Source organism: Candidatus Lernaella stagnicola, assembly GCA_030765525.1.
In the GTDB taxonomy this organism is placed as follows: Bacteria; Lernaellota; Lernaellaia; order Lernaellales; family Lernaellaceae; genus Lernaella; species Lernaella stagnicola.
On the sequence record JAVCCK010000018.1, the window covers coordinates 59,813 to 72,885 of the forward strand.

General features: G+C 58.5%; 7 protein-coding genes. 3 read left to right on the forward strand and 4 right to left on the reverse strand.

What is annotated here, in order from left to right:
- The first annotated feature begins 37 nt into the window (after positions 1 to 37).
- Positions 38 to 4,279, forward strand: coding sequence for a C25 family cysteine peptidase (locus P9L99_08415; protein ID MDP8223367.1), 4,242 nt, complete (start codon positions 38 to 40; stop codon positions 4,277 to 4,279).
- A 65-nt stretch (positions 4,280 to 4,344) separates the two neighbouring features.
- Here the strand turns inward: P9L99_08415 and P9L99_08420 are convergent, their stop codons facing one another.
- The gene (locus tag P9L99_08420; GenBank protein ID MDP8223368.1) at positions 4,345 to 5,964 is read right to left on the reverse strand and encodes a hypothetical protein; all 1,620 of its coding nucleotides are present in this window, start codon (positions 5,962 to 5,964) and stop codon (positions 4,345 to 4,347) included.
- Between the two features lie 307 nt (positions 5,965 to 6,271).
- Between P9L99_08420 and P9L99_08425 the strand changes: the two genes are divergently transcribed.
- Together P9L99_08425 and P9L99_08430 are read left to right on the forward strand one after the other, a co-directional pair.
- Positions 6,272 to 8,200 (forward strand): AMP-binding protein, encoded by a 1,929-nt coding sequence (locus P9L99_08425; protein MDP8223369.1) that lies wholly within the window; start codon positions 6,272 to 6,274, stop codon positions 8,198 to 8,200.
- 110 nt (positions 8,201 to 8,310) lie between these two features.
- Positions 8,311 to 9,588 (forward strand): hypothetical protein, encoded by a 1,278-nt coding sequence (locus P9L99_08430; protein ID MDP8223370.1) that lies wholly within the window; start codon positions 8,311 to 8,313, stop codon positions 9,586 to 9,588.
- 116 nt (positions 9,589 to 9,704) lie between these two features.
- Here the strand turns inward: P9L99_08430 and P9L99_08435 are convergent, their stop codons facing one another.
- From P9L99_08435 to P9L99_08445, 3 genes are all read right to left on the reverse strand, one after another.
- Positions 9,705 to 10,352 (reverse strand): DUF1566 domain-containing protein, encoded by a 648-nt coding sequence (locus P9L99_08435; protein MDP8223371.1) that lies wholly within the window; start codon positions 10,350 to 10,352, stop codon positions 9,705 to 9,707.
- Between the two features lie 149 nt (positions 10,353 to 10,501).
- Complete coding sequence (locus P9L99_08440) at positions 10,502 to 11,041, reverse strand: PilZ domain-containing protein (GenBank protein ID MDP8223372.1); 540 nt, start codon at positions 11,039 to 11,041, stop codon at positions 10,502 to 10,504.
- Between the two features lie 220 nt (positions 11,042 to 11,261).
- Positions 11,262 to 13,073: clostripain-related cysteine peptidase (locus tag P9L99_08445; GenBank protein MDP8223373.1), on the reverse strand; the 1,812-nt coding region annotated here is incomplete at its 5' end.

The window sequence follows — 13,073 nt, forward strand, 5'->3', positions numbered from 1 at the left end:
TGTGAGGAATACAATTACGTTTTACGGGAGTCCGGACATGAGTCGATTTAAAGTGCAGATTTTCCTTGTCGCCCTGGCGATGTGCCTGGCGGTTGCGGCTACTGCCGACACGCAGTGGGTCAAAATCGACGGGACGATCACGAGCCAGACACCGCGCGTAGTGATCGAGAAGAACACCACCGCGGAGTATTCGTTTCGCGTACACATCCCTACCTTCAAGGTGCGGCAAATCGAACTCGAAGACATGGAATTCCAGACCGTGGACTTCGCTCGGGCCGGCCGTCACTCCAACCCGGGCGACCCGGCAGTACCGGTGTTTTCGCAGTTGATTGCGATTCCGGAAGGCGCGACGCCCGAAGTGCAAGTGACTGTGGGCAAAGCGCGCACCGTCGAAGATGTGAATTGCGCCCCGGCGCAGGCGCCGGCGGCCGATTGCTACGGCGTCGACGAACCGGAATTCGCGCTTAACGACGACATCTACAATTCGAACTCATACTTCCCGGGCCGTTTCTACGATATTGAGGGCCCTTTTGTGATTCGCGGGCTGCAAATGATGATGCTGCGCGTGTACCCGGTCCAGGTGAATCCGGTCCAGGCGCGGGCGCGGCTGTATCCGGACCTGCGGGTCGAAGTGGAATTTCATGGAACGAAAGGCAAGTTTTTCGGCGATCGGCGCGGCCGGGCGTTCAAAAGCTTGTACAATCTCGCGGCCAACCGCATGGCTTTCATTAACGAACCGGCGCCGGCGCTGACGGGCAAGAGCCCGACCGGAGCGGAATTCGTAATTCTAACCGCGCCGGATTTCGCGGACGCGGCGGCCGATCTGGCCGAGTGGAAAGTTCTGCAAGGCTACGACACCGAAGTATACACGACCGACGAAACGGGCACGAGCGTTGCGGCGATCAAGGCGTGGGTACAAAACGCGTACGACACCTGGGATCCGGCTCCCGAATTCATTCTGTTCCTGGGTGACGCGGAATTCATTTCGCCGACTTATGACAACCCCTCGATTGGGTCGGACCTGTATTACGTGACGGTGGACGGTGACGACGAATGGGCCGACATTGCCCACGCGCGCATCAGCGTGGATACGTTGGCAGAGGCCCAGAAGCACATCGACGATATCGTGAATTACGAACGGTATCCGATCACCGACGTGGACTTCTACACCAACTCCTATCACGCGGCGTACTTCCAACACTCGCACAGCGGCTACGCGGAACGGCGCTTCTGCCGCACGAGTGAAGAAACATACCAATGGTTCAACCAGTACATGGCGGGCAGCCCCTTCACGCCGCACCGGATCTACTTCACCGATTCGTACGTGACGCCGCTTTACTGGAACCAGGATTCGTACCAGTGGACACCGCAGTGGTGGACCTACGGCGACCTCAACATTCCGCCCGATTTGTTGCGCAGCAGCGGCTTTGCGTGGGATGGCGGCGATGAAGACATCACAACCGCGGTCAACAGCGGCACCGCGTTTATTACCCACCGCGATCACGGCGGCACCGACGGTTGGTCGGAACCGGCGTTTTCGGCGGCGCAAGCCTTGGCATTGGTCAACGGCGACAAGCTGCCGGTGGTGTGGTCGATCAACTGCTTGACGGGCTATTTCGACGAAGAGACCGCGAAAGGCGGCAGTGACGACACGAACCGCTTTTCCGAAGCATGGGAACGCAATCCGAACGGCGGCGCAGTGGGCATTCTGGCCTCGACGCGCGTGAGCTATTCGGGGCGCAATGACCGCATGTTCTGGGGCTGGTTGGATTCGATGTGGCCGGAGTTCGAGCCCGAGTGGCCCGAAGGAACGGCCAACGAGCCGGAATGGCGCATGAGCATGGTGCTCAAGTACGGCAAGCTTTACATGGACTTCCACTATTCGAGCGATCCCTATCGCTTGACGGCCATTGAAGAATTTCACTGGTTCGGCGACCCGACGATGGAAATGTGGGCCGGCGTTCCGCAGACCATGACGGTCTCGTCGCTGCCGGTGATTCCGCTGGGCGCCACGTCCTACGACGTGGAAGTCAGCGTCGATGACGCGTTGGTTTCGTTGGTGCAGGACGGCATCATCCTGGGCAAAGCCTATTCGGTGGGCGGCACGGCGCATGTGGAATTTGACGCGCCGATCGGCGGACTGAGCGACGTGCACATGACGGTTACCCGTCGTATGTACCGGCCGCACGAAGAAGACATCATGGTCGGCGCGACCGCCGACGGCATTGTGGGCTTGAACCGCACGGCATACGACGAGAACGGCACGGTCAACGTGACGCTTTCCGACGCCGACCTCACCGACCTGGGCACCTATAGCCTGACGATTACCAGCACGACTGAAGCGGGCGGCGAGAGCATCTCGCTTAGCGAAATCATTATGGACAAGGCCGGCACGGGCACCTTCATCGGCGAAATCGATTTGACGATGGGCGGCACGGTCGGCGATGGCCTGCTTAAGGTAGCCGACGGCGACGACGTCATTATCACCTACTACGATGAAGATACCGGCAGCGGCGGCGCCGAAGAGAAAACCGATGACGCGTACGCCGACTGCGCTGCGCCGACTTTCGCCGGCGTGACGTCGATCGACGCGGACGACGGCATCGTGAACCTGGGCTGGAGCGCCGCGACGGATCTGACGACCCCGATCATGTATCGGATTTACCGCGCGGAAACGAGCGGCGGTCAGAACTTCTCGGTGCCGATTGGTGAGACTGCGGAAACGGAATTCGTCGACACCGGTTTGGAGAATTTCGTCACCTATTACTACGTCGTGCGCGCGATCGACCCCTTCAGTCACGAGGATGACAACGTGGTGGAACTCTCGGATATGACCGTCGGCCCGATCTGCATTTGGGAAGAGGATTTCGACGACAAGAGCGGTATCCCCGACGATTGGGAAATCATCGACAACACGGGGCAGTGCACGTGGTCGGACGAGAATCCCGGCGGACGCAATGACGAGAATTGGGACGGCGTGTTCATCATCGCCGATGCCGAAGATTGCGGTAATTACACTTCGTGGGATGACGAGATCATCACCGAGAGCATCGATCTGTACGGCTACACCGATACGAGCCTCGCGTTCACGCACCATTTCGAGAACGGTGGGGGCCTCTTCCCGAACCACGCCTACGTCGCAATTTCCAACGACGGCGGCACGACCTGGGAAACTGTCGTCAACTGGAGCGACGACCGGGAAGGAATGGAGATTCTCGACATTGCCCAGTACGCCGACAACCAAGCCGACGTGAAAATCAAATTCCGTTACACAACCGGCAACATGGGCGAATACTGGGGATTGGACAACCTCGAGATTATCGCCGTGCCGAATACCGATCCGCCGACCGCAGATTTCGCCGCCGACCACACGACCGGCAACCTACCGTTGACGGTGCACTTCACGCCGCAAACCAGCGGTGCGGTCGATAGTTACTTGTGGACGTTCGGCGACGGCGCGACCTCGACGGATCAGTTCGCGGAACACATGTACGAAGAAGCCGGGTTGTTCGATGTGACCCTGGCGGTTACCGGCCCGTACGGCGACGACACGGTGACCAAGAGTGGCTTTGTCGACGCGACGTGCGGACGCCCGACGCTTGATTTCGACGCCGATGTCATGTCCGGGCCGGCACCGCTAACGGTGCAGTTCTCCGACTTGACCGAGCTGTACACCGGTTGCGAACCCGATTCGATCGAGTGGAATTTCGGTGACGGATCGACATCGGCGGACGCGAATCCGAGCCACGTGTACGAAGTTCCGGGTACGTATACGGTCAAGCTGGTCTACTTGGTGCCCTACGGCACCGGGCGGGTGACCGAGTCGCGGATCGCGATGATTCAGGTGACTTGCGGCCCACCGGCCGTCGATTTCGAAGTGGACGTTACCGAAGGTGACATGCCGCTGACCGTGCAGTTCACGGACCTCTCGACCGTGGTCGAAGGCTGCGGGATCACCTCACGGACGTGGTACATCGGGCAGGATCTGGAAGATGACCCGGTCATCCTGCACGGCCAAACCCCGACCTACGTATTCGCTACACCCGGCGTCTACAGCGTCGCGCTCGAGGCGGAAAACGACGCCGGCATCGGCGAAGAGGTGAAGGTTGATTTGATTACGGTCAACGACCCTGCCGCCGGTGACGACGACACCACTGACGACGACGCGATCGATGACGACGATGACAATGATGACGACGATGCCTCGCCGGGAGACGGCGGCGACGACGATGCGGCCGACGATGACGACGACGATGACGACAGCGGTTGCGGTTGCTGAGAGCGGTAAAGACAAGTAGCTAACCGAACGACCCGCACGACCTGATGAAGGTTGTGCGGGTTTTTCTATTCCGGCATTTCCACAACCGTGACCACGGAATTGCGGAATAGAAGGTTACCGGCGGGCGGGACTTCAAACGCCGCTGGTTGCGCCGGCGTGCGCAACATAAACAACTGCCGTTTCATTTCGCCTGCCGCGCCGGGGGCATGCAGCAAAACCCGGCGGTATTCTTCCGACTCGTGAAGCGGCGACCCGTCACGGCCGGCAAATCCGGCGGACGACGGCCCGGGGGCGTCGACGGGCACCATGTCGAAAGCGAGCTTCTTTTGCGAAACGGCCAACATGAAAAACTCGTTGGAAATGGTGAGTGTGCACACGTCGCCATGTTGCAGGGCGGCGGAGGCCCAGGTCACGAATTCCGTTTTTTCGGTTCCAAAGTTCATGTGGGGAATCCGCCGGTCGATTTCGCCCGGCGCAATCAGTAGCACCGACACAGCCAGCACAATACTCGCTAAATCGATCATGACTGCTTTCAACCGGTGGCGAGAAGCGAAGTCGAGCACAGTTTCCAGGCCGATGAATCCGAGAGGCAGCGCGAACACGCCGATGAACAGGCTGTATCGTTCGTAGGTGGTCTGGCCGCCGATGAGCCCGCGGGCGGTCAGGATGAAAAGTGTCATTAGAAAGGCGGCGGCGAAGACGTCTCCGCGGCGGCGGATAAAGGCGGTTACGCTCCCCACAAAAGCCAAGGCCAGGAACGCGACTCCCAATTGCGTGCGCAGCATGACCAGCCAAACGCTCCAGATGGGAAGATCAGAAGGATAGGGCGGCCCGGCGGTCGGCGCACGCCCCGACTGCTGGAAAGGGGAGACGAAATTCGTTTCGAAAAAGCCGAAGACGCGGCCTGAGAGCCAAACGTTCAACGACAATTGCCACACAATGTAGGAACAGGAAACAGCCAGAAAGAACAGGGCCATACGAGTGCCTTTTTCCCGCCACATGAAGGCGGCGAAAAGAAAGGGCAACAGCCAGGCTTCAATGCGAAACGCGGTGGCGAGGGCCAGAGAAAGCGCGGCCGCAACAAAAAAAACGTGCTTTGCCCAATTGCGCTGCGCGTGCAAATACGAGCGGAGAAACCAGCCACCGAAGGCGGCGAAGAAGAGCGCACCGGCCGGCGCCATCGGCACAGCGCTGACCACGACATGCGGTACGTACGCGGCGAGCAGAGTGGCGGAGAGCAAGGCCGTACGTCGGTTGAGGGCGCGTCGTATCCAAAAAAAGAACGGCACGAGGATGCCGATTCCGAAAAACAACGCCAGTTGGCGCATGGCCTGAACCGGGTGTTCCACGCGACCGGCCAGGGCGGCGTTAATGGCGTAAAAGAGGTTTTGGCCCCCGGTTCCGGAGCCGGAAAAACCGGCTGTAATCAGCAGGTCCCAGGGGTCGGCGCTATGGTTGACGGCGTCGGCGGCGCGGAAAACGGATTCACCGTCAAGGTGCACGACTCGTTCGAAGACATAGCCGCGTATCTGCCACGCGACGATCAACAGACAAGCGAGAAAGGCGATCTCCCACCAGCGCAGCGGTTCGGAGGATGACGCCGACCGGTTGGCGTCGTCATCGAGAAAGGCGCGACGGGCAATGAAGGCAACTTTGTTGAGCAACGGCGACCGAGCCTCCTGCATAGACAACGCCGGTGCGACGTAAAAAGTGATGCGTGAACAGAGGCGATAAGATACACGATTTTGGAGAACGCGACGATGCAAAAAAGAGGCGCCGCCGGTTGCGTGACCCGAGAAGGAACAATTCACCCGTAAAACGGCGCGCGGGTTCGCAGGCTTGGATGACCGGTCGTCCTGTCTTTAGTGCTGTTTGGGAGGGTTTTTCGGTGATTTGTTGGCCGGACCCTCTTGCCTCGCGGCAGCGCCGGTGGGATCATATGCCACACATCAAAAAGGCCCCGTGTCCCTTTCGATTCGGCAGGAGTAGGTAATGAGCGATATCATCTGGAAACCGTATGGAGATTATCTAGAAAAGAGCAACATCGCGCGTTTTATGCAAAAGCATGGAATTGAAGGCTACGACGAACTCATCCAACGCAGCGTGGAGGACACAAGTTGGTTCTGGGACGCCGCCCTGGATGATTTGAATATCGAGTGGTACGAGCCTTATTCGGCGGTGCAGGAAGGTGGCTTCCCGTGGACGAAATGGTTCATCGGCGGCAAGACGAACATCGTGCTCAATTGCATCGACCGCCATATTCGCGACGGCCACGGCGAGCGCCTGGCGATAATCTACGAAGATGAAGACGGCAACGTTACCGAATGGACTTACGCGCAACTCAATGCGCTCGTGTGCCGTACCGCTAACGCCCTGAAGCAAGCCGGTGTGCAGCGCGGCGATCGAGTCGGGATCTATATGCCGATGGTGCCGGAGATCGTGGCGGCCTTTTTTGCCACGATGAAAATCGGCGCGATCGTCATTCCGGTCTTCTCGGGTTTCGGCGCGCGCGCGCTGGCCGACCGCATGGACGACGCGAAGGCCAAGCTGCTGTTTACGGCCGATGGTTCCCTGCGCCGCGGGAAAATATTCCCGATTAAACAAGAGGCCGACCGCGCCGTGGAGATGACGCCGTCGATTGAAACGGTCGTCGTGTTTGAGCGCGCCAACGTGGACGTGAATATGGTCGCCGGTCGCGACGTGACATGGACGGAATTCATCGCCGAGCAATCCGAAGCCTGCACGACGGAGATCATGGAGGCCGAAGATTACGCGTTGATGATTTACACTTCGGGCACCACGGGCAAACCCAAGGGCACGGTGCACACGCACGCGGGCTGTTTGGCACAGATGTCCAAGGAACTCGGCTACGCTTTCGATGTGAAGGTGGGCGACGTCTTCTTCTGGTTCACCGATATCGGTTGGATGATGGGTCCGTGGGAGATGATCGGCGTGCAGGTTTTCGGCAGCACGTACGTACTGTTCGACGGTGCGCCGAACTATCCGGATCCGGATCGGCTGTGGGAGTTGGTGGAGCGCCACAAGATCACCCATCTGGGGATTTCCCCGACGGCGATTCGCTTGCTCAAGGGCTTTGACGAGGAGTGGGTCGATAAGCACGATCTGTCGTCGCTGAAGTACCTGGGTTCGACGGGCGAGCCGTGGGATCCGGAATCCTATATGTGGTTTTTCAATAAGGTCGGCAAAGGAAAGTTGCCGATCATCAACATTTCGGGCGGCACGGAAATCGTCGGTTGCCACCTTTCGCCGCTGCCGATCACGGACTTGAAGCCGTGTACCTTGCGCGGGCCCGGCCTGGGCATGGCGGTCGATGTATTCGATGAGGAAGGCAACTCGCTGCCGGTCGGCATCGGGCACTTGGTGTGCAAGAAACCGGCGCCGTCAATGACCAAGGGGTTCTTGAACGATCCGGATCGCTACCTGGAAACCTATTTCTCGGTATTCGATGACATTTGGTTCCACGGCGATTGGGCCGAACGGGACAAGGACGGGTTCTGGTTCCTGCGCGGGCGCAGCGACGACACGATCAAAATCGCCGGCAAGCGCACCGGTCCGGCGGAAATCGAATCGGCGGCGTTGCAGCATCGTTACGCCATGGAAGCGGCGGCGATCGGCGTGCCCGACAAGCTCAAGGGCGAGGACGCGGTGGTGTTCATCGTGTTGAAAGAGGGCGTGGAAGCGAGCGAGCAATTGCGCGCGGATATCGTGAAGCAGATCGTGAAAGAACTCGGCAAGACGTTGCGGCCCAAGAAGGTCCTATTCGTCGACGATCTGCCGAAAACGCGGTCGGCGAAGATACTCAGGCGCGTGGTCAAAGACGTGTATCTCGGCAAGAAGGTCGGCGATGTCGCCTCGTGCGCAAATCCGGCGGCCATCGAGGCGGTCAAGACGGCGAAGTAGGACAGGCCGCCTGCTTGCAACGTGAAAGATGTTGCGGGCGGGCATGCATAAGAAAGCGATAGTCAGGTAGTCACTTTTTTGTGGCGTGATTCGAAGGAGGAGGGGAGCCTATGAGAACGAAACACATCTTGGTTTTAGTCGTCCTCGCGATGGTGGGTTTGATGATCGGTAGCAGCGCAGCGTTTGCCGCCGAGGAAATCACCATGGCCGGTTACGTGTTCCACGACAAGAACTGGAACGGCGAGTTCGACGCCGAGGAAAGCGGCATCGGCGGTGTGCGGGTGATGTTCACGCGGGACTACGACTGCAACGGCATCATTGACGGCAACGACGAGATCTACGACTACGATTACACGCTGGAAGGCACGGACGGCAACGACGGATTCTTCTTCCTGCCGACGCACGCGGGGCGCTGCTACGTGGCGGATTTGGATCCGGGATTCATTCCCACCGGGCTCGTGCATACCACCGACGAGTTGGTCGCGGTGGCTACCACCGAGGAAGACTACCTCGACATCAATTTCGGCCTTGCGGCGCCGCAGCCGGTTTATTACGAAATGGGCGGCTACGTGTTGTTTGACGACAATGGCGACGGCGTGGTGGATACGGATGACGATGCGGGCATCGAGGGCGTGCGCGTCGATTTCTACCGGGATTATCAGTGTGACGGATTCGTCGACGGCGCGGACGAACTGTTCGACTTCGACTTTTCCGACGACACGGGTTTCTTCCGGGTTGTCAACGCCAAGCACTGTTATGTCGCCGTGATCGACCTGACGACGGCGCCGGTCGACATGATGTTGACCACCGCGGACAGCCTGGGCATCATCATCGCCGGCGGGGATGAATTCGGTTTGACTTTCGGCCTGACACACTTGGGTTGCGAGCCGGGCAGCGTCAATCCGAAACGGACGCATTTCTGGCGGCGCTATTTCGACAAGAAAAAAGGGCGTCACGGTCACGGGCACGGCCACGGCGGCGGACATTTTAGCCCGTACGACAAGAAAGACGTGAAGGAAATCGCGCGTCTCGCCGCGACATACTCGCCCTATTTCGACGACGAAAAGGACATCAAGAAGGCGTTGAAAGCCAAGTTCAAGCAAAACTACAAACGCCGCGACTGGAAAAAACGCGCGTTGAAGCATTACGCGGGATTGCTGATGAATTTGGCGGCCTACGAATTGTCCGATCAACTCGACTACCAAGCCGGTTTTGCCCTGGATACGCCGGTTCATCTGTCGGATTGGACCGACGCCGCGACGGTTGCCGAAGCGATCGCCGACATCGAGGATTACCTGGATGAAGGCACTCGCGATTCGTACCGCTACGCGCGGAAGATCGCCCGGTTGATCAACGCGGGCGCCGGCATCGACCCGAGTTGCTTCTAGACGTGCTACCGAAATCATAAATTGAAAACGGCCCGCCGAGCGGCGGGCCGTTTCTTGTTTAAGAGGGCGCGTCTGGAACGACGGGGATCCGCGGACGCGAAAGCGGTTCTAGATGCTCAGCGGACGCAGCGTACGTAGACCTCCAGCGAGGCGTCGTAGCCGTCAATATCGCCGCCGTAGAAGGGAATCGCCCACACCCAATCGGCGTAATCCGAAATGGCCGAAGAAGACCAATACCAGCCGCCCAGGCCTACCATTTCGCTCGGCCAGAAATTGCCGTTGGCCGGGCCGTTTCCTTCATCGCAGGACCAACAGATTATGTCCCAGCACGAGTCGTAGGCGAGACACGAATCGGTCACGCCGCAGGAGCCGCCGGTCGCTGTCGCATCGCAGCCGCGAATCAGGGAGCGCAGTTCGGAAATCGTCGGCAGATGCCAGTCGCTGAATCCACCCCATTCCAGATCGTTGCAGTAGCTAAGGGCTTGTTCCCAAATTAACTGGATCGGCATCTCGTTTTGCCAGGTAAGGCCGGTGGTTGAGTCCGTCCAAACAGCCCCGGCGGATGAATCGTCGTCATTGTCATCGTCATCGTCATCGTCGCCCGCGTCATCATTGTCATCGTCGTTGTCATTGTCATTGTTGTCATCATCGCCCGGAACGCTGTCGTCATCGTCATCGTCGTCACCGCACGCAAACGCAAACGCGAACGACACGACAAACAGGGAGAGAATGGCAAGCATGAGTAAATAACGGGAAAACGCCATAGAAGCCTCCTTTTATTAGCGGCAAAATCGTATTTGCCGTGGCGGCATTCTAGTCGGATATGTGAAGGGAGACAACGGCCCTGGTTCGCACACGATTTTGGCTTACGGAATCGGTTGTATGGTGCGCGAGCTCTTCGAGAGGCGGCGAATCAGGTGTTTGCGGCAACGAACGCGTCGACGCTTTTCGCTTCCTTGGTCGGCAGTTCCAAGAAACGCATGCCGACAAAAAGGTCGTCACCGCGCGGCGTGATGTGGGCGACGTGACCACGCCAGACGGCGCCGGACAAGTTGCCGTCGGTCACCTGAACGGATAACTCAAAATGCCCGACCGGAAAGCTAAGCGGTTTGCGGCCGCTGACGGCCAGGCGCGCGCCGCCGTGAGACACGTCGAGCACCGACACCTGGTACGGGCCGTACGTTTTGCCGTTCACGATCGTCATCTCGGCCTGATCCGAGCAGGACACACGGTGATGTTGCCGACGCATGGGTGTATCTTCGCTCAGTAAATCCATCGGAATACTGTTTTTGGCCATAAATCGACGAAGCCCGGCAAGCGGAATGCGCCGCTCGTTACTGCCCGGCAAACGGAAGCCGTCAATGTCGCCCTGGTCGAACCATTTGATGACCGTGTTGATGTTGATACCCAATAGGCGGGCGACTTCACCGGTCGTGAAAATTTTCTTTGACATCGAGAACGCCTCCTGAGGTTGCCCGGTCCGATCGAAGTCTGTCCGCTTAAGTTGAAAAGCGCAACGTTCGGGCCGGAGGCGAATATACCAACCAACGAACTCAGAGTCTACAGGGTTTCTCCGAGTTTCTTGCGAGTAGAAGTATTGCAAATATTCATCGACAAGTCAAGAGAAAGTTTTGAAAAACAATAACCGGACTTCGCTACCAAAGGCGGATCGGTCAATCGTCGATCAAGTCATCCCAACTCGTGGCCTGGGCGATGGCCAGGCTGTAGTAGTCGCTGTCGAAGTTTCCGGAGCCAGGCACCGGAAAATACACTGAAATTCCGTGCTCATCGGCGTAGCTGTAGCCACCGTGGCCGTGCCAGATCACGGCGTCATTGACCGCGTTCTGCAGGGCGGACGCCTTGTTGTTGATCGTCGAATTAATGTTTTGCGAGATGATCTCAGACGCGAAATCGTAGAGGTCAATGTAGTCATAGTCATCGAAGTAAAGAGTGTCCATGTAGGCGTCGTAGACATCGGAATGCGACGTGCCGCCGACCGCGAGCAGCGCATCGGCCAAGCCGTCCATCGCGGTGGCGAGGGAGGTCATTTCGCTCAGGTCGATGGCCGATTGCGTCGCGTCGGGCTGGGCCACGAACGCCTGGGCGATGGCGGTTCCCAGTGTCGCGGGCGTACAATACGGATTGTCGTACAGTTCCTGCAGCACGTCGTCGTATGGCCAGCCGTCGCCGCTCTCGGTTTCCTCGGAGCCGACCATCACGTCGGCATCGTCTTTGAGGTAATAAGCGATTTCCGCCATCTGCATCAGGCAGGCGTCGAAGCCGATGAGATCGATCGTGCCGACCGGCGTATTGGAGCGAAGCCATTGCAGGGCATCATCGAGTTCCTCGTTATCCAGGGCGTCGTTTCCACTGCTTTCGTCGTAGGCGACGTATTTGAACACCGGCACGTCGTTGGCATCGTGCCAACCGCTTCCGTGATTCCAAATGACCAGCGCCGTTTTTTCGGCCGGGTAATGGTTGAACACCCACCCGACGGTGGCGGTCAGGTCGTCGGGGTCGCCGGTGTTGATTTCGCCTAGATTTTGCAGCGTCACCAAGCTACCCGCTTCGACGTAATAGGTGCGGCTGTCGTTGTTGTTGGGACCGTCGTAAACGACAATCACGTTGACTTCGCTCGTGGAGCCGACGGCCTGCATTTCCTGCAGGTCGCCGCTGCCAAACGACGACAAGTTGTTGTCTGCCGCCATATAGACAACGAAGGTCCATTCCATCTCGCTCGGCGTGGAGTCGTCGTCATTATCATCGTCATCATTGTTGTCATCGTTGTCGTCGTCATCGTCGTCGTCATCGCCCGCGCCACAATCGAAGGCCAACGTGTTTCCGTACCAGACGAAGTTGTCGGTCTCATCGCCGTCGGGGAAGGTATACATTTCATTCCACGTATCGCCGTCGTCACAGGAATAGTGCACGTGCAGCGTAGCGTTTGAGGACCAATAGACGCTTCCCGCGTTCCAGAACGTCATTTCGAAAGGCCCGTTGTTGGCTCCGCCGAGGCTGGGCGTAATCAACCATTCGTTTTGTTGCGCGGCCGCCTGCCATTCGATTTCCGCTTCGTAGCTTCCCGTGTGCGGGGTCATGCCCGACGCGGTTCCGCCGTTGATATCCCACGTATACGAGGGAAGGTTTGCGATCTGCGACCAACCGGCCGGTACCGAACCGGATTCGAAGCTCTCGTTGAGGACCGTGGTTTTGTTTCCGTCGGTAATCGTGACGTCGTCGAGTACATGGCACGCGCCGTCAATCCCGGCGTATTGGAACGCCACGAGGACAGGGTCGCCGGGCGCGGTGTCGTTATCATCATCGTTGTCATCGTCATCGTCGTCGTCATCATCGTCGTCGTCATCATCGTCGTCGTCATCGTCATCGTCATCGTCGTCGTCGTCATCGTTATCATCAACGAGATCGTCGTCGTCAGTCACTTCAGACAGAATGAAAAACATAATGATGTTGATGTCGTTGTCGCA